Source organism: Kerstersia gyiorum (genome assembly GCF_048595715.1).
GTDB classification, from domain to species: domain Bacteria; phylum Pseudomonadota; class Gammaproteobacteria; order Burkholderiales; family Burkholderiaceae_B; genus Kerstersia; species Kerstersia gyiorum.
In genome coordinates, this window is sequence record NZ_CP169556.1 from 1,833,867 (window position 1) to 1,858,285 (window position 24,419).

Below are 24,419 nucleotides of genomic sequence, written 5' to 3' on the forward strand. Positions count from 1 at the left end.
AACACCGGGCTCCCATGGACAGTGGGCTGCCGGCGGAAGCTGGCATGACGCCGGCAGCCTGTCCGTCAGTCTGGCGGATTGACGGGCAGTCCGCCGGCTCAGTAGCGTTGCAACCAGTAGCCGTAGGACGGTGGCAGTAGCGATGCCGCATGTTCTTGCCCCAGTTCCCGGGCTGCGGCAAAGGCCCAGTGCGGATTGGCCAGGTGGGCCTTGCCGACCTGAACCAGATCCAGCTGTTTTTGGGCAATGGTGCGTTCCGCCAGGGCCGGGTCGTCCAGCCCCCAGGCGCTGGAGACGGGCAGGCCAGCCTCACGCCGCACGCGTTCGGCGACAGGCACCAGAAAGCCACGGCTCTTCCAGGGAATGTGGGTATCCGGTACGGTGAAGCCGACACTGACGCTCAGCAGATCCAGGCCGGCATCCTTGAATTTCCGGGCAAGCACGATAGCGTCGGCCAGGGTTTGTTCGTCGTGGCCATCGTATTCAATGACGCCGAAACGCGCGGTCAGCGGCAGGTGTTCCGGCCATACGGCCCGCACGGCTTCCAGGGTCTCGAGCAGGAAGCGGTTGCGGTTGTCTGCATTGCCGCCGTACTGGTCCTGACGCTGGTTGCTATGCGGCGAAAAGAAGCTTTGTCCCAGGTAGCCGTGTGCGAAATGCAGTTCCAGCCATTCGAAACCGGCATCACGGGCACGTCGGGCGGCATCGGCGAAATCCTGGCGTACGCGTGCGATGTCATCGGTTGTCATGGCACGTGGCATCTTGGGCAGATGTTCGCCGAAAGGAATCGCCGATGGGGCGATGGTCTGCCAGCCACGGCGGTCGCCTTCAGGAATGTGATCGTCGCCTTCCCAGGGCAGGTTGGCGCTGGCCTTGCGGCCGGCGTGGGCAATCTGAATGCCCGGAACAGCACCGCCAGCCTTGATGGCGGCGGCAATCGGAGCGAGTGCGGCCGCATGGCGGTCGGACCAGATTCCGGTACAGCCCGGGGTGATACGGCCTTCCGGGGACACCGCGCTGGCTTCGACAATCACCAGCCCGGCGCCGCCGCGTCCCAGCCCGGCATAGTGAACCTGGTGCCAGTCATTCACCAGGCCATCCACGGCCTGGTACTGGCACATGGGCGGCACGACAACACGGTTGCGCAAGGTGACGTCTTTGAGTTGAAACGCTTGGAACAGGGCAGACATAGGAGCTCCGGGGCGGAGTAGAGGAAGCCGGAACGCAGGCGGGAAGGTCCGGGCTTCCGGGTTGGGAATGAATCAGGCGCCGGCGGCAACCAGGGCGGGCAATTCGGCCATGTCCCTGAAGATCCTGCTGGCACCGGCATCCAGCAGGTCCTGGGCCGTGCTATGCCCCAGGCCGCCAGGGCTGTAGCCGAAAACGGTAGCGCCTGCGGCCACGCCTGCCTGAGTACCTGTCACCGTATCCTCGACGACGACGCAGCGCGCAGGGTCCGCACCCAGCATCTTGGCGGCGGCCAGATAGACGTCGGGAAAGGGTTTGTTGCGCGGTTGCTCATGGCCGCTGCAAATGCGTTCCTGAAAGTAATCGAACATGCCGGTCTTGCGCAGTTGCAATTCGACCTTGCGGCGGTCCGCGCCGGAGGCAACGGCAATGCGTCCATCGAACGCCTGGTGCAAGGTGCGTACTGCCTGGCCGGCCCCCGTGATTTCCACCAGTTCGTTTTCCAGCGCGACGTTGCGCCGCTGCCAGAATTCAGCCAGCCAGGCATCGGTCACTGGCTTGCCGGTATGGGCGCTGATGCGGGCGGATTCGTCGCGCACCGTCTTGCCCGTGAAAATGCGCGAAGCGTCTTCCAGGCTAATGGCCCAGCCTTGCTCTGCCAGCATTTCAGCCAGTACGCGATGAGTGATGGGTTCGGAATCTACGAGTACGCCATCGCAATCAAACAGGATGGCGTCGAAACAGGAATGACAGGTCATGGTAGCGAACAGGCAGAAGGAAGAAGGCGGGCAGAAAATGAAACTGGAAAAACGGGGGCTGACGCGGCGGCGCGGCCCGCATCCATGTTTCCGGTCTGCCGGCGAGAGGAGAAGATGGATTCAAGAATAGCGCATCTGTCTGGCTGGGCTGGCGAAGTCCCTTGCTGGCGGCAGGGCTTCTGCCGCACGCGCATTAATGCGCCACGTGTTCGTAGACGATGCTCAGGCCGACGAGGATCAGGATCACGCCGCCGGCGCATTCGGCCCAGTGGCCGGCCAGGCGCTTGAGAACACGGCCGAGCATGACGCCTAGCGTAACCATGGTCATGGTGGCCAGCCCGATCATGACCGAGGTGGAGACGATGCTGGCGTCGATGAAGGCCAGGCTGACCCCGACGGCCATGGCATCTATGCTGGTGGCCAGGCCTGCCAGCGCCAGCGCCCAGAAGCTTTGGCGGCCACGCCGCACACAGGCCTCGCTGGTGCTCGGTACGGCGGGATGGAAGCTGCGCCAGATCATGTGCATGCCCAGTGCCAGCAGCAGGGCAAAGGCGACCCAATGGTCCCAGCGTTCGATGTAGGGCGCCGCCGCCCGGCCCAGCAGCCAGCCGATCAGCGGGGTAATGGCTTCGACCACGCCAAATATCAGGCCGACGCGCATGGCTTCGGTCAGGCGGGGTTTATGCAGGGCGGCGCCTTTTCCGACAGCGACGGCAAAGGCGTCGGTGGACATGGCGAGTGCGAGAAGAAGGGTGGAGGCGAAGTTCATTGGGCACCATAGCGTGTGTCGGAAACCAGGACACAACAGACAGGCCCGACGACTTCCCGGCTGTTGTGTTCATGGTCTCGCCGAGCGCTATGGCTGCACGCGCCACGGTGATATCACCGAGTATGTTGACGCGTGCGCTTCCTGGGGCGGAAGTAGGCTACTCCCCATTACTGCGGCGGATATTAGCACGGATCATCGTGCTGGCAAGTGATAGCTGCGCTCCCGGTAGGCCCAACTGGGCCAGACCACATGCCCTCGTGCTATATGTGCGAGTTCGCTGTCGGTGCTGACGGCTTCCTGACCCTCGGGCGTCCAGCGGTATTGCTGGGGGTCGCGGTTGGGCCGCAGCACCAGCAGCTGGTCGCCGCGCAAGTAGCCATAGTTGTCCCCAAACTGCATGATGGCGCGGCCTGGGCTGCGCACCGTCAGGTCGCTGCCTATCATCGGATGTTCGCTGGAAATGCCGATCAGCGACAGCAGCGTAGGCGGCAGGTCGATCTGGCTGATCAGCCTGTCGTCGGTACGCGGTGCGATGCTGCCGCCGAGGATCAGGGCCGGGATGTGGAAGCGTTCTACCGGAATGTCGGTTGCGCCGTAGACGCGGGCATCGTGGTCGGCCACCACGAGGAAAACGGTGTCGTCCCAGTACGGGCGGGTGCGGGCGGTCTCGAAGAAGCGGCCCAGCGCCCAGTCGGCATAACGCACCGTATTTTCCACGGTATCGGGTTCGCCATCGGGGGTGATGCGGCCTTCCGGATATTCCCAGGGCGAATGATTGGAGACCGAGAAGGCCAGGATGAATTCCGGCTTGCCGCGCTGCTGCATCAGCAGGTGGTCCAGTTCCTTGAACATGTCTTCGTCGGACGCGCCCCAGGAGCCAACGAATTCAGGCTTGGTGGAAAAGCGTGGCAGGTCGACGACCTCATCGAAGCCATTGCCCAGGAAAAAGCCGCGCATGTTGTCGAAGTGGGCTTCGCCGCCATACAGGAAACGGGAACCGTAGCCCTGGCGGCCCAGCAGTTCGGCCAGCGTGAAAAAGCCGGTCTGCGCATTGGGCATCTTGACGACGGCTTCGGCCGGAGTGGGCGGGAACCCCGTGGTCAGGGCTTCCAGGCCGCGTACCGAGCGCGTGCCTGTGGCATAGGTACGGGTAAAGAACCAGCCTTCCTGGGCGAGGGCATCGAGCTCAGGCGTCAGGTTCTGGCCGCCCAGGCTGCCGACGAACTGCGCCCCCAGGCTCTCCTCGACGATGAGCACCAGGTTGCGGGGCTTGTCTACGGTGAGGCTGGCTTGCTGCCGGTGCAGCGTGGGAATCGCTGGATTGTCCGGCGTAGCCGGCAGATCAGCGGTGGTGCGTACGATCGCGATGGCCTCTTCGGGCGCCATGTCGCCATAGAGGGATTCCGCCGAGCGCTCATCCTTCATCCGGTAGGCGGCATAGGTCACGCTGTAGAAGGAGTTCAGCGCGAGCGCATTGACCATGGCATCGTTGGCGAAGGCCACCGTGGATGGATTGATGGGGCGGTGCTGTAGCGTGCCTCGAATGGAAATGAAGGCGAGTGCGGCGAACACCACGCTGAGCACGGGACGCCAGCCCCAGGCGCGCCGGGCGTCGGGCAGGGCATTGAGCGGAAACAGCTTGAAGCCTATCCACAACATGGCGGCCACACCGATGATGGCGCCGCCGACACTGAGCTTGTAGCCTGTCCAGAGCATGGACAGCACTTCCTCGGGGTAGACGAGGTAGATGAAGAAGAGGCGATTGGGACGAGTGTCGTATTCAGCCAGGAACTGCGGCGTGGCAGCTTCCATGATGGCCAGCAGCAGCCAGCAGACACGGAACCAGATGGCGGTCCAGCGTGTGGCGCGCGGGCTGTGGCCGAGCCAGGGTGACAGAAACAGGGGCAATGCGGCCAGCATGCCCAGCATCGCCAGGTCGATGCGCAGGCCGCCAAGCCAGATGCGCCAGAAATCCTGGACTGCGCTGACGCGATCCCATTGCCATAGCGCCAGGCCGGTACGGGAAACAAGGAAAAGGATCAGACTGGCGATGAGAAATCGGACGGTCAGTTTCAGCATGAATGCAGGGTCCTGGCTGTTAAGTCGGGAAAGACAGCAAGAGGGGATAGGACACGCCACGCATCACAGAGAATGTGATCGGCATGCAGATACAAACGAAAATAAGAAACAAAAAAATCGCTGGCGGGGATATGTATCGGCCTGGCGAGCGATTTTAGGGTGTTGGATTGTAATGCAGTGAAATAATTCCCGACTTAAGAAAAATATTTTGTCTTTAATCGAAAATAACGATTCAGGCCGTTAAAAATGATGCGTGTGACGAAACGCAACCGGGGCGGTGCAATCGGCGCTTCTAGTGGCCTTGAAAGCCCTGAAAAGCGGGTGCCAACACCTGGGGGACGCCTGCGGGATGCGCTTGCTGGCAGGCAGGTGCGGGGCCGGCGCTGGGTTTGAGCCAGGTCAAGCGATGGCGCCAGCGGCGAGGTATGCTTGCCGTGACAGTCGGCAGCGGCCGACGCCAAGGATAGGTAGGGAATCATGACCAACGGCACTTTGCTGATTATTTTCGTCGCCAGCATCATTCTGTTCATCTTCGGTTTCGGCCTGCGCGACCGCAATGTTGGGCTGGCCCTGCTGGGCATCAGCCTGATGGGCGTGCTGTTCGCCGCTATCTACAAGGCCTACACAACCTTCAACTGACCACGCCCGCTGGCCGGGCGAATCAGGCAGGCTGTCGCGCCAGGCTCAGGCCTGGCTTTTTTGCGCTTGCGGTGCCTGTGTATTGTTGTCCGGGACGCCCGGGCCTTGCCGGTAGTGTCCTGGTGTGTGGCCGGTCCAGCGACGGAAGGAGCGGTAGAACGTATTGGGATCGTCAAAGCCCAGTTCCAGCGCGATATCCGCAATCGGCTTGTCCGTCATGGCGATGCGCTGGATCGCGATATCGCGCCGCAGGCCGTTCTTGATGCCTTGGAAGGTATGACCTTCTTCGCTGAGGCGACGGCAAAGGGTGCGGGAAGACAGCCCCAGCCGCTGGGCCACGATTTCCAACGGGGGCATGTCCGGCAGTGCGGCCGTCAGCACGCGCCTGACTTCCCGGCTGACCAACCCGTGACCCTGGGTCGTATGCAGCCAGTCCAGCGGGGCGCGCGCGAGAAAACTGCGCAGTTCCGGCTTGCGGCGCCGGATGGGCAGCTCCAGGTAGTCGCGTGCAAACGAGAGTTGCGGCCGTTCCTGCTCGAACTGCGGAACCCCATGGAAGAGCTGGATATAGTCCTGCGCGCGTAGCCCGGCGCCAAAAGAGAAATGCAGCAGCGTCAGCGGCAGGTCATCGGCGATCAGCCACGAGGCAATGCCGTGGGTCAGTTTGAGCAGCAGGAACTGGCCGGCCTCGTCCGGCATGCGGTGGCCCTCCGTGGCATGCACACTGATATGCGCCAGGGTGGCGTCGCGCCGCAGGCGCAGGCGGAAATCGTCGAACAGGATGTGAAACAGGTGGGTATAGCGGTGCAGCGCGACCCCCAGGGTTGGCGCGTCCAGCAGGCCCAGCATCAGGAACTTGAGGGTACCGGGCCTGGCCGGGCGCAGGAACAGGCCCAGATGTTCATCCGCCATGTCCGTGGCCAACTGGCGGTAGATCGCGGCCAGCGCCTCGGGCGTCAAGGGGGCTGCCCCGGAAAGATAGGCTTGGGCCATCTCCCGCGCTGCTTCACCCGATAGTGCCGGTGCCTGCAGGAACAGTTGCTCCAGCAGGAAAGGCGAAAGATGAACGGCTAAGGGGTCTGCGCGGTGTGGCATGGAAACGTTGCATGGCGAAGGCTGGTAGCATTGTAGGGCTTTCGAATCATGACCGGCGTCTGGGGCGGGGGGCGCACCAGCCGCTGGTTGTCAGCTAACTGTGCCTGCAAGCTGGCATACGGAAAAATTGCAGGGTAATAGGGCAATGGGGGAAATAGGGGAAATGGGGGAGAAGGCCGGTCAATGGGTAGACGACAGGCGCCGTTATGGCCTGGTCACCAGAATGTTGCATGGCGCCATGGCCTTGCTGTTTGCCTGGCAATTCCTGGGCATGGCGATCAAGCTGTCGCAGGGACGCACCCCGCTGGCGGCTTTTTTTGTCGGCACGCATGCGCCGGTGGGTACCTTGTTGTTGATGCTGCTGGCTGTGCGGCTGATATGGGCGGGTGGCAATCTGCGCCATCGGCCGCCGCAGGGGCAGGGCTGGCAGGCGCTGGCGGCCCGCCTGGGGCACGGCATGCTCTACCTGTTGATGCTGATGGTGCCACTGCTTGCCGGCCTGCGCGCCTATGGTTCAGGCCGGGGGCTGAACGTCTGGGGTTGGCAGGTATTGCCGGCCACGGGCGCGAAGGTTGACTGGATGATGGCGCCGGGCAATGCCCTGCATGGCGTACTGGCCTGGTGTCTGCTGGCATTGATCGGCGGCCATATCGCCATGGCGCTATGGCATCGCGTGGTATTGCGGGACGGCGTGATGGCGCGCATGTTCGGCCCATTGCGCTAGCTCGATCCGAGCAATCGGGTGACGGGGTACACGCCTGAAATTGATTGACGGGGGGGATCTTGCCGACACATGCGTGATTTCGTGATGTTGTGACCTCGACCATCGGGGCGGCATTGAAAGCGTCCCGGTGGTCGATGCCTGGCATCAGCCAGGGGAGCCTGTTGGGCTCAGTTTCCCCAGCCTCCCCCTAGCGCCCGTATCAAACCCACGGTTGCCTGTATCCTTTCGCCATCCAGCAGCATCGTCGTGCGCTGCTGTTGCAGCACCGCGCGGTTCGCTTCGATCACGTCCAGGTAGCTGATGGCGCCTTCCACGTACATGACCTGCGATAGCCTGGCTGCGCGTTCCGCCGCTTGCTGCGCGGCATCCTGTGCTTCGGTCTGGCCATGCAGCAGGCGCAGGCTGGCCAGGTGGTCCTCGACTTCACGAAACGCGTTGAGCACGGTTTGCCGGTAGTTGGCCACGTCTTCTTCATAGATGGCCTGGGCGTGGTCCAGGCTGGCCTGGCGGCGACCGCCATCGAAGATAGGCAGGGAGAGTGCCGTGCCCACCAGTGGCCCCAGCAGGAAAGTACGGCTGGACCATTGCAGCAGGTTGCCCAACTCAGAGGATTCGAAACCCCCGGCTGCCGTGATTTCCAGGCGCGGGAAGAAGGCGGCGCTGGCCACGCCGATACGGGCATTGGCGGCGGCCATGGCGCGTTCGGCAGCAGCGATGTCGGGGCGGCGCTCCAGCAGTGTGGAGGGCAGTCCGGCAGGAATGTCGATGATGGTGCGCGCCAGGGGCTGCGCAGGCATCTCGAATTCTGCAGGCGCCTGGCCCAGCAGAACGGCCAGTGCATGTTCCGCCGTGCTGCGCTGGCGCTCGATGCCCACCGCTTCGGCACGGGTGGATTCCAGTTCGGTGCGCGAGCGCGCCAGGTCCAGTTCGCCGATATCGCCAGCTTCGTAGCGCTGTTTTATCAGGTCCAGCGAGGCGCGGCGTAAATCGACCGTCTCGCGGTAGATGTGCAACTGGCCATCGAGTTCACGCAACCTGAAGTAGCCGGCGGCGACATCGGCCTGCAGGGCCAGCAGGACGGAGCGGTAGAGCGCTGCGCTTTGCTGGGCATCGGCGTTGGCTGCATCCACTTCCGACGCGACGCGCCCGAACAGGTCGGCTTCATACGCGAGAGATGCCTGCGCTCGCCAGAGTGTGCTGGTACTGGCGGCGCCGTCGTCGGCCTGCCCCTGCGAGACAGGGGAGCTACGCTGGCGCATGGGGCCTGCGCCAGCATCCAGGCTGGGGAACAGGCTGGCGTGTGCGTCGCGTACCAAGGCGCGTGCCTGCGCTAGCCTGGCCGCGGCGGCGTGCAGGTTCTGGTTGGCTTGCAAGGCCTGGGTTTCCAGGGCATCCAGCGTGGGGTCGTTGAAGATTTTCCACCATTCGCCACGCAGGGCATCATCGGCCGGGCGGGCAGCCTGCCAGGTGCCGCCGGCGTGGCCGTCCAGGCCGGCGGCACCTGGGGCCGCTTCCTTGTAGGCTGCCGGCGTGCTGATTTCCGGGCGCTGGTATTGCGGGCCTGTCGTGCACGCTGCCAGCGTCAGCAGCAAGGCGAGCATGGCGGAACCATGGGTAATGGAGGGGCGCATGGTCATGGCTGGCCTCCTTGGCTGGCCTGGGAAGGCATGGGGGCTGGCTCCTGGTGATGAATGATGGGGGCGTGCTTGTTGGCGCTGTGCAGCGGGCCTTTGCCGAGCTTGCGCAGCAGGACGTAGAACACGGGGGTGAGGAACAGGCCGAACAGGGTGACACCCAGCATGCCGAAGAACACGGCGATGCCCATGGCCTGGCGCATTTCCGCACCCGCGCCGGTGGAAAGCACCAGAGGCACCACGCCCATGATGAAGGCAATGGACGTCATGAGGATGGGCCGCAGGCGCAGGCGGCTGGCTTCGATGGCGGCTTCTACCGGTGAGCTGCCGCTCATTTCCAGTTCCCGGGCGAACTCCACGATGAGGATGGCGTTCTTGGCCGATAGGCCGACCAGCACCATCAGCCCGATCTGGGTGAAGACGTTGTTGTCGCCGCCAGTCAGCCAGACGCCGGTCAAGGCCGCCAGGACGCTCATGGGCACGATCAGAATGACGGCCAGCGGCAGCGTCAGGCTTTCATACAGCGCGGCGAGTACCAGGAAGACCAGCAGTACGCTGATGGGGAAGACCCACAGGCCTGCGTTGCCAGCCAGCATCTGCTGGTAGGCCAGGTCGGTCCACTCGATCTGGAAGCCGCGCGGCAGGACTTCCGCTGCGATGCGCGCCGCTGCATCCTGGGCCTGGTTGGTCGAGAACCCAGGCGCCGGGCCGCCGTTGATGTCGGCAGCCGCGTAGCCGTTGTAGCGCACCACCATTTCCGGCCCGAAGCTTTGCTTGACGGTGACCAGCGACGACAGGGGCACCATGCCGCCGTCGGTGTTGCGGGTCTTCAACTGCAGGATGTCCTCGGGGTGGGCACGGAAGGGCGCATCGGCCTGGGCGCGTACCTGGAAGACGCGGCCGAAAATGTTGAAGTCGTTGACGTACATCGAGCCCAGATAGACCTGCATGGTGTCGAATACATCAGTGACGGGAACGCCCAACTGGCGCGCCTTGACTCGGTCCAGGTCAACGTCGATCTGCGGGACGGCGACCTGGTAGTTCGAGAACGTCGGGCCCAGTTCTGGCGTTTGCGCCGCCCTGGCGACGAAGGCCTGGGTGGCCTGGTCCAGCGCTTCGTAGCCCTGTGCGCCCCTGTCTTCGATCTGCAGCTTGAATCCGCCCAGCGTACCCAGGCCCAGGATGGGCGGGGGCGGGAAGACTGCAACCACCGATCCCTTGATTTCCCCGAACTGCTGGTTCAGCGTGGCAGCGATGGCGTCGCCCGTCAGATCAGGGCTGCCGCGTTCGTCGAATTCGTCCAGGGTGACGAACACGATGCCGGCGCTGGAGCTGTTGGTGAAGCCGTTGATCGACAGCCCCGGGAAGGCAATGGTGCTTTTGACGCCGGGCTGTGCCAGGGCGATTTCGCTCATGCGACGGATGACGGCTTCTGTACGATCGAGCGAGGCGCCATTGGGCAGTTGCGCGAAGCCGATCAGGTATTGCTTGTCCTGCGCAGGCACGAAACCGCCAGGCACGGCATTGCCGACCAGGATTGTCGCTGCCAGCAGCACGGCGTAGACCGCCATGGAGGCTGATTTGCGGCGGATGACACCAGTGACGCCGTTGGCGTAGCGGTCTGAACTGCGGCCGAAGAAACCGTTGAACCAGCGGAAGAACGGCCCGAACAGGCGGTTCATGATGCGCGTGAGCGCATCCGGGGCGTCATGGTGTCCCTTGAGCAGCAGGGCGGACAGCGCGGGCGACAGCGTGAGCGAGTTGAAGGCCGAGATCACCGTCGAGATGGCGATGGTCATGGCGAATTGCTTGTAGAACTGGCCTGTCAGCCCGGTCATGAACGCCAGCGGTACGAAGACCGCGCACAGCGTCAGTGCGATAGCGATGATGGGGCCGCTGACCTCCTGCATGGCGCGATAGGTTGCGTCCCGGGGTGGCAGTCCTGCGGCGATGTTGCGTTCGACGTTTTCCACCACCACGATGGCATCATCCACCACGATGCCTATCGCCAGCACCATGCCGAATAGCGACAGGGCATTGATCGAATAGCCGAACATCAGAAGCAGGCCGAAGGTGCCGATGATGGAAACCGGCACGGCCAACAGCGGAATGATGGAGGCGCGCCAGGTTTGCAGGAAAATGATGACGACCAGCACGACCAGCGCGATGGCTTCCAGCAGCGTATGCACCACGGCCTTGATGCTGGCGCGCACGAACTGCGTGGGGTCGTACTCGATGCGGTACTCCACCGAGGGCGGGAAGTCCTGCGCCATTTCCTCCATGGCTGCGCGGACCTGGCTGGAGACTTCCAATGCATTTGAACCGGGTGATTGCATGACGCCCATGCCGACGGCAGAGCGGTTGTCCAGCAGCGAGCGCAAGGCGTATTCCTGGGCATCCAGTTCCACCCGCGCCACGTCTGCCAGCCGTGTGACGGCACCGCCAGCCGAGGTTTTGAGGATGATTTCGCCGAACTCGGTTTCGCTTTGCAGGCGGCCGTGCGCATTCACGGAAAACTGCATGGGAACGTTGCCGTCATTGGGCGAAGCGCCGATGGTGCCGGCGGCAACCTGTACGTTCTGTTCGCGTATGGCGTTGATTACATCCATGGCAGTCAGGCCGCGCTGGGCGACCTTCTGCGGGTCGAGCCAGACTCGCATGGCATAGTCGCCCGCGCCCCACACAGCGACTTCGCCCACGCCAGAGATGCGCGCCAGGCGGTCTTTCACGTTGAGAATGGCGTAGTTGCGCAGGTACGTGGCGTCGTACTTCTCGTCCGGGGAAATGAGGTGCACCACCAGCGTCAGGGTGGGCGAGCTTTTCACGGTGGTGACGCCCAGCCTCTGCACGTCCTGCGGCAGCCGGGGCAGGGCCTGCGCGACGCGGTTCTGCACCAGTTGCTGGGCCTTGTCGGGGTCCACGCCCAGACTGAAGAACACCGTCAAGGTGAGGCTGCCGTCGCTGTTGGCCTGCGACTGCATGTACATCATGTCTTCGACGCCATTGATGGATTGCTCCAGCGGCGAAGCCACGGTTTCGGCGATGACTTTCGGGTTGGCGCCGGGGTACTGCGCGCGCACCACGACAGACGGCGGTACGACTTCGGGGTATTCGGAAATCGGCAGCTGGAACATGGCCAGCAGGCCGCCCAGCAGGACCAGGACCGAAAGTACGCCGGCGAAAATGGGCCGGTCGACAAAGAATCGGGAAATATTCATGGAGGTTCCTGGCGGCGCTTACTTCGACGAAGCCGTGGCGGCTTGCGCCGTTTCGTTCAGGGTGGCCGAGGCCGTGAGTACCGCCTCAGGTCCGGCATCCATGGAGATGAGCTTGGGGGCAACCGTGTCGCCAGGGCGTACCCGCTGCAGGCCGTTGACCACGATGCGTTCGCCAGGCGCCAGGCCCTGTTCCACGACGCGCAGCGGGCCGATATTCGCGCCCAGCCTGACTTCGCGGTAGCTGGCCCGGTTGTTGTCATCGACGACCAGCACGAAGCGTCGGTTCTGGTCGGTACCGATGGCGCGCTCTTCGATCAGGGTGGCGTCGTGCGGCGCGCTGCCGCCCAGGCGGATGCGGGCGTAGAGGCCGGGCAGCAGCAGCCCGTCGGGGTTGTCGAACACCGCGCGTACGCGGATGGTGCCTGAACTGGTATCGAGCTGGTTGTCCACGGATTGCACGGTGCCTGAGCGTGAATAGCCGTCTTCGTTTGCAAGGCCCAGTTCTACCGCTACCTCAGCACCGGTGGCGCGGCTGGGGTTCACGTAGCGCAGGAAGGTTTGTTCGTCCACGTCGAAGGCTGCGTAGATGCGTGCCACGGAAACCAGGCTTGTCAGCGGCTGGGCGGTGCCTCCTGCCGAGACCACATTGCCCACGGTGACTTCGGCGCGCGAGACACGGCCATCCATTGGGGCGGTGATGCGTGTGTAGCCCAGGTTGATGCGGGCGGTATCCAGGGCGGCTTGCGCAGCCTGCAGGTTGGCGGCTGCCTCGCGTGCGGCATTTTCCTTTTCTTCGAAGTCGCGCCGTGCGATGGCGTTTTCGGACATCAGGCGCTTGCCGCGCGCCAGTTCTGATGCGGTGTACGACACGCGTGCGCGGGCGGCGGCCAGTTGGGCGGAGGCCCGGTCCACTTCGGCGGCGTAGGGGCGCGGGTCTATGGTGAACAGATCATCGCCTTTCCTGACCAGCGCGCCATCCTTGAAGTGGATGCGGGTGAGCGTGCCCGACACCTGTGGGCGTACTTCGACATGTTCGATGGCTTCGAGCCGGCCGGAATAGCGTTGCCAATCGACGATGGAACGCGTGAACGCGGGCGCGACATCTACCGGTGCACCGGCAGGCGGTGCTGGCTGTGCCTGGGCCGTGCCTGCGCCTGGCGATGGGCCGAATGCAAGGTAGCCGCCAGTGGCAACCAGCGCGGCGGCCAAAACGAGCGCGGCGTAACGGGGACGATGGACCGTCATGGGTTTTCCTTGAGCTTGGATGGAAGAGAAAGGCAGCCCCCCGGCATGCACGCCATGGCAGCGTGTGTCGTTGCTGCGATGCAGCAGCAGGTGGGCTTTTTTCTGGATGGTGGGATTCTGTGCGCTTTACCGTTTCGGATAAACAGTGTGTTTTGGGTAACACTAGTCGGTAAATTCGAACAATCGGCGAATGTTCCAGGTTATGCTGGTGCCAATTCGTTTACCGGGAATGACCATGGACCGCTTCCAGGCCATGCAGGTTTTCGTGGGGGTCGTTGAAACCAACAGCTTTACGCGTGCTGCCGACAGGCTGGCTCTGCCGCGTACCACGGTCACCACCATCATCCAGAACCTTGAGCGCCACCTGGGTGTGCGCCTCCTGAACCGCACGACGCGGCGTATCAGCTTGACGCCGGATGGCGCGGCCTACTATCGGCACAGCACGCGCATCCTGGCGGAAGTGGAGGAAACCGAGGCCTGCCTGCAGGATGCCGCGTCACGTCCGCAGGGGCGTCTGCGGGTGGATGTTCCGCCTTCCATCGGCCACCAGATACTGTTGCCCTCGCTGTGCGAGTTCCATACCCAGTACCCTGATGTCGAGCTGGTGATTGGTCTCGGAGACCGGCATGTCGACCTGGTTCAGGATGCCGTAGATTGCGTGATCCGCTATGGGCAGCTTGAAGACTCCAGCCTGGTGGCACGCCGTATCGGCATCGTGCAAGCGGCCACGTGCGCGGCGCCGGCGTATATCGAACGCCATGGCGTGCCGCAGCGCCTGGAAGATTTGCAGGCTCACCATGCCGTGCACTATTTTTGCGCCTCCGGACGCAACTGCGCGTGGGATTTCATCGTTGAGGGCGAGGAGCGGCAGGTGGATGTGCCAGGCATTGTTTCCGTCAATGATTGGCTGGCGCATCTGAAGTGCGGCGTGCAAGGCTTTGGCCTGATTCAGACACAACGGTTTCTGGCCCTGCCGCACCTGCTGAATGGTGAATTGGTGGAAGTGCTGCCGCAGTGGAAGCCTTCCCCCATTCCTATTTCCCTGCTGTACCTGCAAAGCCGCCAGCTTTCGCCCAAGGTGCGTGCCTTTTCCGATTGGGTGGCTGCGCTATTCGCCCGTTGCCCCCTTCTGAACGGCGGTGACGAAAACGACCCGGCAGTGCAGGCCTGCCATCGCCAACCGGAAGCGGCCATCCTGTCCTCCGAAGCTGACCGCGCCGTGCGCCGCAACACGCCAATGGATGCGCCGGATCTTGTGATGTAGGTGTGCTCACGCGGCGATGCTTTACTTGATTTACCTGCTTGATCAGGAAGATACTTTTCCTAACGCAACCCGCCACACTTGTTGTCTTCGGATAACGTGTTTTCCTTATAAGAAAACAGTGCAAAAGGCGGGTTTTTCACGTCCAGAGCGTACGTAGCGATTATGTCCAATCTGGCGTTGTGACGGTGTTCAGGCCGGCTGGACCGGCCAGACGTGCTCGCCCAGGTTCAGCATCAGGCGGTTGGCCCAGGCGAAGATCGCGATGCTGTGGATGCCATCCAGGATTTCAGCCGCGGTCAGGCCGGCGGCGTAGAGCGCTTGCAGGTCGCTTGCCGCCAGGTGTCCGGGTTGGCGGGTGAGCGTGAGCGCCAGTTGCACGATGGCGCGTTCGCGCGCGTTGGTGCCGGCTGTGTCAGGGTCTTCGAAGACTTGTGCAATAACGTCGTTGCGCTTGGCAAGCTGCTCGAAACGCTGGGCATGCACTGATGCGCAATAGACGCAGCCATTTACGCGTGACACCACGGTGCTGGCCAGTTCCCGCTCCGCGCGTGACATGCCCCCCGGCGCATACATGATGGCATTGAATACCGTGGAGCGTTCCTGCAGGATGCGAGGCTGCTGGATCAGTGCCAGATAGTAGTCGCTGGTTTTGGCGGTGGGATGGCTGGCTTCCAGGATGGCAAGCTGCTCGGGGGTGGCCTGGTCCAGTTGCAGCACGGGCACCCAGGCCTTCCAGTCCAGGCTGGCACTGGTGTAGCCCTTGATGTTCAGCGTTTCCCCAGGCTTGGGCAGATGGGCCGGGTGGACGAAGGGCGCTGTGTCGGCCGGTGGCGTTACAGCATCCGCAGCCGGCGCGCTGCTGTGCTTGAGCGCATCCAGGCCGGCGATGACACGGACCTGGAAGGTAACGAAGGCAATCAATTGCGCCAGCGTGATGATGGCGGGCGCATCCAGGCCGGCCGCCAGCAGGGCGTCGATGGCGGCGCGGTCGCCATCGACCGGACGACGCGTCAGTTTTTCGGCAAAAACCAGGGCAGCACTGCTGATAGCTGCGCTGTCTTGCGTCAGCCCGGGCGTATCCAGGCGGCTGGCATAGTGCTGTTGCAGCGCGCTGCTGTCGCTGAGCGCGGCGACGCGCTCGGCCACCTGCAATCGGGTGCGCAGGCCCAGGCCAGGCAGGGTTGGGTCGAACAGGGCATCGTAACTGCCCTGGCTGGCCGCGACTATCTTGTCACGCCGGTGGCGCAAGGCCAGTGTGTCGGGAAAGGCGTCCAGTTGCGTGAGTTGGTCGATCAGGTCCATGTCGTCTCTGTGGTTCTTCTCGGTAGGTTGTCGCTGGGCCATCAGCCGTGCGAGCGTTCGGCGGCGCGGGCAGCCACGGCACGTTCGAGGAAAGCGCGCACGCGCTGCCAGGAATCGGCATCTGCGCCGGCATTGACGGCGGGCGAGCCACCGGTGGTGCTCAGACGGCCCGAGACCGGGTGGCGATAGATCAATTGCGTGGTGGGTACGTAGGGGAACAGGATGGAGTGCCCGGCATCTTCGTAGTCGTAGCGCTCCACTGGCCACGGGTGGTCGAATTGCTGCAGGCGTTCCTCGACCATGCGGCCGTACAGGCTGGAGGGCCAGGAGCCATCGTCCTGCCCCGACAGCAGCAGTACCGGCCCCTGGATCTGTTCCACGCGGATGCGGGCCCGTTCCACGGCGTCCGCATCCTGCAATCCAGTGAGGATGGCCTGTGTGTGGCGGCGCGGTTCCGGGCCGTTGTCCCAGGGCTCCCAGGTGGCGTTGCGGTTGTTTTCCCACAGATGCGGCAACGGCTGTCCGCGCCACCACCAGGCGGGGCCGTCACGGCCGGTGGCCGGATTGCATGCATTCTGCGCGCAATGCACGACCGCGCCAGGCACGTAGCCAATGACGGCGCTGACCAGCTCCGGCAGCAACGAGCCCAGCAGCAGGACCAGCTCGCCTCCGCGTGATTGGCCGCTCAGGGCAACGAACCCATGCTGCGGGCGTACCCGCTGGTGCAGCCATTGCAGGCCGCGCTCGAAGTATTCCAGGTGGGTGTCGGAAATGTAGTCCGACAATCCCGGCGCCTTGAAGTAGCCGAGGGCGAAGGCGGCATAGCCATGCGACGCATAGAGCGCGGCGCGCGGCTCGTTGATGCCGCCGCCCGAGCCGTTCAGGATCATGACGGCCGGATGCGGGCCGGGCGTGGCCGGGGTATAGAGGGTGCCGACCAGCCCGTCTTCTCGTATGTCTTCACGCTGCACGCCGTCGACGCGCAGGCGCTGCACCAGCGTGCCTCGTGCCGCGATGTCCGCGCCGCGCAGCAATTGCAGTTCGGTCGTCAGCGGGGCGCAGGCTTCAGTGTGGAATACTTCGCGGGGCGAGCCGTCCTGTTCCGGTGATTGCGACCAGATCAGGCCCATCGGCGAAATGCCGGCATAGCTGCCGTCCAGCGGCGCGTCACGGCTCAGGTCCACTGTGCCCCTGGCATCGGCGCGATAGCGCGCCTGGGCATGCCACATCACGCCGGGGCCGCGCACGGTACGGCTGCGCAGGGTGATGACTTCGTCCGGCGCCAGGCCCTGGACGGAGATGCGGCGGGGGACGTCGATCAATGCGTCCCCGGGAGTGATGTCAAGCATGCTCATGGCGTTGCGTAGGCTCCAGTAGGGTGTTGCGGCTTATTGCTGGGTGACCGGGCTGACCTGCAGCGCGGTCGTGCGGTCGCTGAGGAGGGGGACCACCTTCAGGCCCTTTTTGGCCGCCCAGATGTTCTTGTAGTGGAACAGCGGGATCTGGCCGACTTCATCGCTGACGATTTTGGCAGCGCCCTGGAAGATGGCAGCCCGGCGCTCGGCATCGAATTCAGCATTGGCGTCGTCCAGCGCCTTGTCTACTGCAGCGTTGCTGTAGCGGCCCCAATTGCTGATGCCGCGGCCCTGTGCCGGGTCGTTGCTGGCCAGTGTCTGCAGCAGGCCGTAGCCGGCTTCGCCTGTGCCGTTGCCCCAGGCCAGGACGCTGACGGCGAATTCGTTCTTGCCGGCGCGGCTGGCGTAAACCGACCAGGGCACGACTTCGACGTGCGTTTTCACACCGATGCGAGCCCAGAATTGCGCCACGGCCTGTGCGGTTTCAGGCGCTTGCGGATAACGATCGCCGGGGACGTGTATCGTGATCTGGAAACCTTCCGGGAAACCGGCGTCCGCCAGCAATTGCTTGGCGGCAGCGGCGTCATAGGGAATCTCGGGGATTTCCGGGTTGAAGCCGAACGTGTCCTTGGGCATCCACTGATTGGCGGGCGTCACGGTGCCTTGCAGGATGCGGTCGACGATGGCCTGGCGGTTGATGGCCAGCGAAAGCGCCTGGCGCACTCGCACGTCCAGCAAGGGGTTTTCCGGCAGCGGCTTGCCGGCGTTGTCCTTGATGAATTCATTGCTGCCGGGGCGGAAACTCGGTTGCAGCAGCAGGACGCGCAGGCCGGGGTAGGTATAGACCTCGACCGTAGGGGTGTTCTTCAGCTTGGTCACGTCGGTCACCGCTACTTTGTCGATCACATCGACGTCGCCGGCCAGCAGGGCAGCAGTACGGGCGGCGCCATTGTTGATGTAGCGGTAGTTCACGCGCTCCCAGTGCGGGGCCGGGCCACGGTAGTCAGGGTTGCGTTCCATGATGGTGCGGTCGCCCGGCACGTAGGACACGAACTTGTAGGGGCCGGAACCGATGACTGCCTTGCCGGAGTTGTAGTCTTCCGTCGCGCTTTTCTCGCCGACATGCTTGCTGACGACATAGATGGAGGCGATTTCCAGCGGCAGATTGGGCGAGGGGGCCTTGGTCTTGACGATCACGGTGTGCGGATCGGGCGATTCCACCGCTGCCACCGAGCGCAGTGCCCCCGAATAGGAGGCGACGGAACCCGGCACATTGCGGGCACGCTCGAAGGAGAAAAGAATGTCCTCGGCGCTGACAGGCGTGCCATCCTGCCACTTGATCGCCGGGTTCAGCTTGAATTCCCAGGTGGTCGGGTCCAGCGCCTGCCAGCTTTCAGCCAGTGCGGGCAACAGCTTGCCGCCGTCGCGCGATTCCACCAGGGAATCCCAGAAGTGCAGTGCCAGCGAGCGGTCGCCCGCATGATTGTTGAGTTGCGGATCGACTGAAGAGATCGGGTCGGCAAAGCCTATGGTCAGGGTCTGCGCGAAGGTGGTGCCGCTGACCAGCAAGGCTGCGGCGGCCAGCACCGAAAGTTTGATGGGTTTCATGGCCAGGTCCTTATTCCAGGTTGGATGGGGAAAAAATGTGCGGCATGGCATTCAAGCCGCGTCGTTGAGATGACAGGCGCTGTAGTGGCGCACGGCAATCCCCTTGAGTTGCGGGACTTCCTGCCGGCAGCGCGGCATGGCCTGCGGGCAGCGGGGATGGAAGTGGCAGCCCGCAGGCGGCGCCATGGGGCTGGGAATCTCGCCGCGCAGCGGATTGAAATGCACCTTGCGCACGTCGATGCGGGGAATCTCGGCCAGCAGCGCGCGTGTATAAGGGTGCTGCGGGTTGGCAAACAGTTCCTCCACCGGCGCAGTTTCGACGATGCGGCCCAGGTACATCACCGCGACGCGGTCGCACAGGTGGCGCACGACGCCCAGGTCGTGGCTGATGAAGAGGTAGGACAAACCGAGCTCTTCACGCAGGTCCATGAAAAGATTGAGTATCTGCGCCTGGATAGACACATCCAGCGCAGCGACGGCTTCGTCGCACACCAGCATGCGTGGCTGCACCGCCAGTGCCCGGGCGATGCCGATGCGCTGGCGCTGGCCGCCGCTGAACTGGTGCGGGTAGCGAAAGCGCAGGCGTGGATCCAGACCGGCGCGTTCCAGCTGTGCGCAGACGTAGTCATCGGATTCGGCGGCGTTTGTCAGGCCATGCAGGCGTGCCGCCTCGCCGACGATGCGGTTGACGCGCAGGCGCGGGTTCAGGCTGGACAGCGGGTCCTGGAACACCATCTGGATCGCCAGGCGTGCTTGCAGCCGTTGTGCCGCATTCATATTCCGTATGTCGTGGCCCAGCAGCCTGACCTGCCCGGCGCTGGCTTCCAGCATGCCGGCCGCGATCCGGCCCAGCGTGGATTTGCCGCAACCGGATTCACCCACCAGGCCCACCACTTCGCCGGGCTGTACCGTCAGGCTGACGGAATCGAGCGCATGCGTGACGGCCGGGGGATGCTCCAGGTGCAAGCGGCGCATCAACCGGCCCCAGGCGCCCGGCTCGGGGCGAGCGCCGAAGTCCTTGCGGACGGATTGCAGATCGACCAGGGCTGGCAGATTCTCGGCAGTGATGGTCATGGTTGGGCTCCTGCCATATCAGGGGAGCGGCCGGGGAAGTAGCAGCGCACCGTATGAGCTTGGGCACCCGCGTGCGCAGGGGCAGCCGTGACGATAGGCGGCGGGGTGGTACAGGTAGCATTGGCGCGCGGGCAGCGTGGCGCAAAGGCACAGCCGGGCGGCAGGTCCAGCAGGTTGGGCGCCATGCCGCTGATCTGGCGCAAGCGCTCGCCACGCCGGTTGGCGCTGGGCAGGCTGTTGATCAAGCCCTGGGTATATGGATGCTGGGGCTGGTCGAGTACCGCATCGACCGGACCATGCTCGACAATGCGCCCGGCGTACATCACCGCGACATCATCGGCCAGGCCAGCGACCACGGACAGGTCATGGCTGATCCAGATCATTGCTGTACCGGTTTCTCGCACCATTGTCTGGACTTCAGAGAGAATCTGCGCCTGTATAGTGACGTCCAGTGCAGTCGTGGGTTCGTCGGCAATGATCAGGTCCGGGGAATTGAGCAGGCCGATGGCGATGGCCACACGCTGGCGCATGCCGCCGGAAAGCTGGTGCGGATAGGCCTTGAGGCGCTCTTCCGGGCTGGGGATGCCCATGCGCGCCAGCACGTCGCGGCAATGGGCCAGCGCACTGCGCTTGTCCATGCGCTGATGGGCCAGAACGGCTTCCAGCATCTGGCGGTCTATGCGCAACACCGGGTTGAGCGTGGCCATCGGGTCCTGAAAGATCATTGCAATGCGGTTGCCGCGGATAGCACGCATCGCCTTGGGCGAGAGACTGGCCAGGTCCTGGCCCTGGAACAGCACTTCGCCGGCACTGATGCGGCCCTGGGCGTCCAGCAGGCCCATGATGGAGAAGCCGGTGACGGATTTACCGGAACCGGATTCACCGACCAGGCCCAATACCTTGCCGCGTTCCAGCGTGAAGGACACGCCATTGACCACGGGCAGGGTACCGGCACGCGTCTGGAACTGGGTATGCAGGTTGCGCACCTCCAGCGTTGGCGTGCTGGCCGGGGGCATGGGGGAGTGGATGGCTGGATTCATGCGGTCCTCACTTCTGCAGGCGCGGATTGAGCACGTCGCGCATCTGGTCTCCCACCAGGTTGATGGCGACGATGGTCAGCAGCAGCGCGATGCCGGGAAAAAAGCTGATCCAGTATTCGTTCGACAGCAGGTACTGATAGCCATTGGAAATCAGCAGCCCCAGGGACGGCTCGGTAATGGGCACCCCCAGGCCAAGGAAGGACAGCGTGGCTTCCAGCGTGATGGCGCGTGCGACCTGCAGCGCGGCGATCACCAGCAAGGGCGGCAGGCAGTTGGGCAAAATGTGGCCCAGCACGATACGCCACTGCGGAATGCCCTGGCCGCGCGCCGCCTCGACGTATTCACGCCGCGATTCCACCAGGGCCTGACCGCGTACGGTGCGGGCGTAGTAGGCCCATTCCAGCAGCACCAGCGTCAGCATCACATTGCCTATGCCCTTGCCCATATAGGCCAGGATCATCAAGGCCATCAGGATCGTCGGGAAGGAGAGCAGCAGATCGACAATGCGCATGATCAGCGCGTCGATCCGGCCGCCGGCATAGGCGGCGACCAATCCAATGACCGTGCCCAGCACGGCGGCGATGAGCGCCGAGCCGATACCCACGAACAGGCTGATGCGCAGGCCGTAGATGATGGCCGAATACAGGTCTCGGCCCTGGCCATCCGTGCCCAGCCAGTAGGTATAGCCTTGTTCTGTGCTGATGGCGCCCGGCGGCAGGCGGGAATCCATGACATCCAGCTGCATCAGGTCATAGGGGTCCTGGGGCGTGATGAATGGGGCGAACAACGCGGCAGCGATCACCAGCAACAGGAACAGCAGGCCGGCGCAGGCCATGCGCGAGGCGAAGAAATCACCTGCCATCTGGCGCCAGATGGATTGTGCCCGGGTCGCTGGCGTGTGCGGGGCGGCAGGCGTGCTCATGCTTTTGCCTCCAGTCGTACTCGCGGGTCCAGGACACGATAGGCCAGGTCCACCAGCAGGTTAAGCGTCACGAAAATCACGACGACAACCATCAGGTACGCGACGATGACGGGCCGGTCCAGGGTATTGATGCTGTCGAGAATCAACTTGCCTGCACCGGGCCAGGCGAAGATGGATTCCGTGACCACGGCGTAGGCAATGGTGGAACCCAACTCCAGGCCGAGCACGGTCACCAGTGGAATCAGGGTATTGCGCAGCACGTGGACCACCACGATACGAGCGTCGGACAAGCCCTTGGCACGTGCAAATTTGACGAAATCCTGTGGCAGCACTTCACGCACGCCGGCGCGCGTCAGCCGCATGACCAGTGATATTTTGAACAGCGCCAGGTTCAGCGCCGGCAGAATCATATGGCGCAGGCCTTCCAGCGTCAGCCAGGACCACTCTATGCCCAGCAGGCTGCGCGTCGGGCCGCGCCCGCTGGCCGGCAGCCAACCGAGCTGTACGCTGAAGACCATGATGAGCATCAGCCCGACCCAGAAGGCCGGCAGGGAAAAGCCGACGATGCTGCCGCTCATCAACAGCCGGGACAGCGGCGATTCAGGGCGCAGGCCGGCATACAGGCCCAGGGGCACGCCCAGCACGATGGCCAGCAGCAGCGCAGCGACTGCCAGTTCCAGCGTGGCCGGCAGGCGGTCCAGGATCAGATGGATGGCGTCCTCGCCATACACGAAACTCTTGCCCAGGTCGCCCACCAGCGCATTTTGCAGGAATAGCAGGTATTGCCGCCACAGCGGCTGGTCCAGGCCCAGCCTGGCGATGGCAGCCAGGCGTTCTTCCTGGTTCATGTCGTCGCCGATAAGGATATCGACGGGGTTGCCGATCGCATGCAGGCCGACGAACACGATGACGGTCATCGCCAGTATGACCAGGGCAGCCTGGCCGAAGCGGCGCAACAGCCACTGTGTCATGCTGGCGCCCCGGCGTAGGGGGGCAGGGGCGCGGGCGTCCATTCGCTGCCATCCAGTTCAGGCTCGGCGAACTGGACCAGGCGTTCGTAGTGCAGCGCGATGTCCTCGGTATACAGCGCGCCTGCCAGGCCCTGGGCCAGGCGGCGGGCGCCATCACTGATCTGCGGGATGTCGCCCGACACTGTTCCCATGCTGAGCGCAGCCGGATAGCAGAAACAGTGCACGCGTTCCAGCCCTGGACAATGGCCGGGTTCCTTTTGCTGGAACTCGAACAGGCTGCCCAGATAGGGGGAATTCGCCAGCTCCGCATCTTCCTGGCCGGCGGGAACGGGGAACCTGTCCTGCCACAGCTGAACATGGGCGGCGAAAGGGGCGAATTCAGGCCGCAAATGCCAATCCGGCCGGAATCCGGTGCAAAAAATGACGATATCGCCCTGTATCGGGCCTTGGCGCGTTTGCAAGGTCAGGGATTGTTCTCCGGCATGCACTTCTACGCCCTGGATGGCGGCATCCAGGTGGAAATAGGCATTCTCATGGCGCGAGACACGCAGCGTGCTGCCGTGTGGGGGCGGAACCTGCTGCTGCTGGATGTAATGGCGGATGCGCCATTTCCATTCGTCAGGCAGATGCTGATAGCCATGGGTGGCGCCAGGGCTGCCGGACCCCTTGCCCTTATTGACGCGCGGCAGTTCCGGGCGCCGGATCAGCAGGTGTACGCTGCTGGCGCCCGCTTCCAGCGCAGTGGCCGCGCTGTCCATGGCGGATGCCCCGCCGCCGATGACCAGCACGCGCTTGCCGCGCATGATGTCGCCGTCCCAGGTGTCGGAGGAGTGCACCCAGAGCGGGCGTGGCAACTGTTGGCTCCATTCCGGCACCCAGGCGCCGCCCAGGCCGTCGCGTCCGGTCGCCAGCACGACATGGCGTGTCAGCACCTGGTAGGAGCCCCCGCCAGACAGATCGCGCATCTGCAAGGCCACGAGCTGGTCGGCACGAGGCTGGACGGCCGTGACCTGCTGCAGGTTGCGCACGTCAGCGCCGCTTACTTCACGGTACCAGCGCAGGTAATCCATCCATTGCAGGCGCGGGATCTTGTCGAGCGCCTCCCAGGCTGCCTGACCCCATTGGGCTTCGAACCAGGCGCGGAAGGTCAGCGCGGCAAAGCCCAGGGCAGGTCCGGCCAGCTCCTTGGGTGAGCGCAGGGTTTCCATGCGTGCCGTCGTGGCCCAGGGGCCTTCATGGCCGGCCGGCGACTGGTCGAAGTTGCGCGTCTGCAGACCCAGGTGGCGCAATGCCGTCGACAGGGCCAGCCCGGCCATGCCGGCACCGATAATGGCCACGTCCAGGACTTCCTGGCCGTCTGCTTCTTGCACAGGCGTCCAGCGGCGAGCGGGCAGGCACAGCAGGCTGAGGTCGTGCTCATAGCGCTGGCGCAGGGCTTCTAGCCCCGCCTGACAGGAAATGGAGGAAGAAGATGAGGTGGTTGTCATGGCAAAGCAATAAAAAGTGGCTGACGCACGCAGGTGCGGGAAAGCGG

General features: G+C 63.9%; 19 protein-coding genes and 1 riboswitch. Of the genes, 3 read left to right on the plus strand and 16 right to left on the minus strand.

What is annotated here, in order from left to right; translation table 11 throughout:
• Positions 1-98 precede the first annotated feature (98 nt).
• From ACEW7X_RS08130 to ACEW7X_RS08145, 4 genes are all read right to left on the minus strand, one after another.
• Positions 99-1,190, minus strand: a complete 1,092-nt coding sequence (locus ACEW7X_RS08130; protein WP_420177878.1) for an NADH:flavin oxidoreductase/NADH oxidase — start codon at positions 1,188-1,190, stop codon at positions 99-101.
• A gap of 72 nt (positions 1,191-1,262) precedes the next feature.
• Complete coding sequence (locus tag ACEW7X_RS08135; RefSeq protein WP_420177879.1) at positions 1,263-1,946, minus strand: HAD family hydrolase; 684 nt, start codon at positions 1,944-1,946, stop codon at positions 1,263-1,265.
• A gap of 193 nt (positions 1,947-2,139) precedes the next feature.
• Positions 2,140-2,715 (minus strand): manganese efflux pump MntP family protein, encoded by a 576-nt coding sequence (locus tag ACEW7X_RS08140; RefSeq protein WP_068367892.1) that lies wholly within the window; start codon positions 2,713-2,715, stop codon positions 2,140-2,142.
• A gap of 5 nt (positions 2,716-2,720) precedes the next feature.
• Positions 2,721-2,894, minus strand: a riboswitch (yybP-ykoY riboswitch).
• A 13-nt stretch (positions 2,895-2,907) separates the two neighbouring features.
• Positions 2,908-4,794: an LTA synthase family protein gene (locus ACEW7X_RS08145; protein ID WP_420177880.1), complete on the minus strand. Its 1,887-nt coding sequence runs from the start codon at positions 4,792-4,794 to the stop codon at positions 2,908-2,910.
• A gap of 477 nt (positions 4,795-5,271) precedes the next feature.
• On the opposite strand from ACEW7X_RS08145, the gene ACEW7X_RS08150 reads away from it, so the two are divergent.
• Entirely contained in the window at positions 5,272-5,433 is a 162-nt protein-coding gene (locus tag ACEW7X_RS08150) for a hypothetical protein (protein WP_165390010.1), read from the plus strand.
• Between the two features lie 45 nt (positions 5,434-5,478).
• Here ACEW7X_RS08150 and ACEW7X_RS08155 read toward each other — a convergent pair whose 3' ends face one another.
• A complete protein-coding gene (locus ACEW7X_RS08155; protein ID WP_420177881.1) occupies positions 5,479-6,528 on the minus strand; it encodes an AraC family transcriptional regulator ligand-binding domain-containing protein in 1,050 nt (349 codons plus the stop codon).
• Between the two features lie 163 nt (positions 6,529-6,691).
• Between ACEW7X_RS08155 and ACEW7X_RS08160 the strand changes: the two genes are divergently transcribed.
• Entirely contained in the window at positions 6,692-7,252 is a 561-nt protein-coding gene (locus ACEW7X_RS08160) for a cytochrome b (RefSeq protein ID WP_420177882.1), read from the plus strand.
• Positions 7,253-7,419: 167 nt separating this feature from the next.
• Here ACEW7X_RS08160 and ACEW7X_RS08165 read toward each other — a convergent pair whose 3' ends face one another.
• The 3 genes from ACEW7X_RS08165 to ACEW7X_RS08175 are packed head-to-tail and all read right to left on the minus strand — an operon-like array spanning position 7,420 to position 13,349.
• Positions 7,420-8,883 (minus strand): efflux transporter outer membrane subunit, encoded by a 1,464-nt coding sequence (locus tag ACEW7X_RS08165; protein ID WP_420177919.1) that lies wholly within the window; start codon positions 8,881-8,883, stop codon positions 7,420-7,422.
• Positions 8,884-8,885: 2 nt separating this feature from the next.
• Positions 8,886-12,104, minus strand: coding sequence for an efflux RND transporter permease subunit (locus ACEW7X_RS08170; RefSeq protein WP_420177883.1), 3,219 nt, complete (start codon positions 12,102-12,104; stop codon positions 8,886-8,888).
• Between the two features lie 18 nt (positions 12,105-12,122).
• The gene (locus ACEW7X_RS08175; RefSeq protein WP_253595833.1) at positions 12,123-13,349 is read right to left on the minus strand and encodes an efflux RND transporter periplasmic adaptor subunit; all 1,227 of its coding nucleotides are present in this window, start codon (positions 13,347-13,349) and stop codon (positions 12,123-12,125) included.
• Between the two features lie 235 nt (positions 13,350-13,584).
• Here ACEW7X_RS08175 and ACEW7X_RS08180 point away from each other — a divergent pair, with 235 nt between their 5' ends.
• On the plus strand, positions 13,585-14,613 hold the full coding sequence (locus ACEW7X_RS08180) for a LysR family transcriptional regulator (protein ID WP_420177884.1): 1,029 nt from the start codon (positions 13,585-13,587) through the stop codon (positions 14,611-14,613).
• 189 nt (positions 14,614-14,802) lie between these two features.
• On the opposite strand, the gene ACEW7X_RS08185 is transcribed toward ACEW7X_RS08180, so the two are convergent.
• Genes ACEW7X_RS08185 through ACEW7X_RS08220 form a run of 8 tightly spaced genes read right to left on the minus strand, consistent with a single transcriptional unit; the run spans position 14,803 to position 24,372 of the window.
• On the minus strand, positions 14,803-15,915 hold the full coding sequence (locus ACEW7X_RS08185; RefSeq protein WP_415358735.1) for a CMD domain-containing protein: 1,113 nt from the start codon (positions 15,913-15,915) through the stop codon (positions 14,803-14,805).
• A 41-nt stretch (positions 15,916-15,956) separates the two neighbouring features.
• Complete coding sequence (locus ACEW7X_RS08190; RefSeq protein WP_420177885.1) at positions 15,957-17,270, minus strand: acyl-CoA thioester hydrolase/BAAT C-terminal domain-containing protein; 1,314 nt, start codon at positions 17,268-17,270, stop codon at positions 15,957-15,959.
• 33 nt (positions 17,271-17,303) lie between these two features.
• A complete protein-coding gene (locus ACEW7X_RS08195; protein WP_420177886.1) occupies positions 17,304-18,878 on the minus strand; it encodes an ABC transporter substrate-binding protein in 1,575 nt (524 codons plus the stop codon).
• A 51-nt stretch (positions 18,879-18,929) separates the two neighbouring features.
• Positions 18,930-19,952 carry an ABC transporter ATP-binding protein gene (locus ACEW7X_RS08200; protein WP_068372526.1) on the minus strand — a complete coding sequence of 341 codons (1,023 nt, stop codon included), beginning with the start codon at positions 19,950-19,952 and terminating at the stop codon, positions 18,930-18,932.
• Complete coding sequence (locus ACEW7X_RS08205; protein ID WP_257740885.1) at positions 19,949-20,992, minus strand: ABC transporter ATP-binding protein; 1,044 nt, start codon at positions 20,990-20,992, stop codon at positions 19,949-19,951. The genes ACEW7X_RS08200 and ACEW7X_RS08205 overlap by 4 nt, the downstream gene beginning before the upstream one ends.
• Before the next feature lie 7 nt (positions 20,993-20,999).
• The gene (locus tag ACEW7X_RS08210; RefSeq protein ID WP_068372520.1) at positions 21,000-21,914 is read right to left on the minus strand and encodes an ABC transporter permease; all 915 of its coding nucleotides are present in this window, start codon (positions 21,912-21,914) and stop codon (positions 21,000-21,002) included.
• Positions 21,911-22,885 carry an ABC transporter permease gene (locus tag ACEW7X_RS08215; protein WP_257740886.1) on the minus strand — a complete coding sequence of 325 codons (975 nt, stop codon included), beginning with the start codon at positions 22,883-22,885 and terminating at the stop codon, positions 21,911-21,913. Before ACEW7X_RS08215 ends, ACEW7X_RS08210 begins: the two co-directional genes overlap by 4 nt.
• Positions 22,882-24,372 (minus strand): FAD-dependent oxidoreductase, encoded by a 1,491-nt coding sequence (locus ACEW7X_RS08220; RefSeq protein ID WP_420177887.1) that lies wholly within the window; start codon positions 24,370-24,372, stop codon positions 22,882-22,884. The genes ACEW7X_RS08215 and ACEW7X_RS08220 overlap by 4 nt, the downstream gene beginning before the upstream one ends.
• Positions 24,373-24,419: the final 47 nt, after the last annotated feature.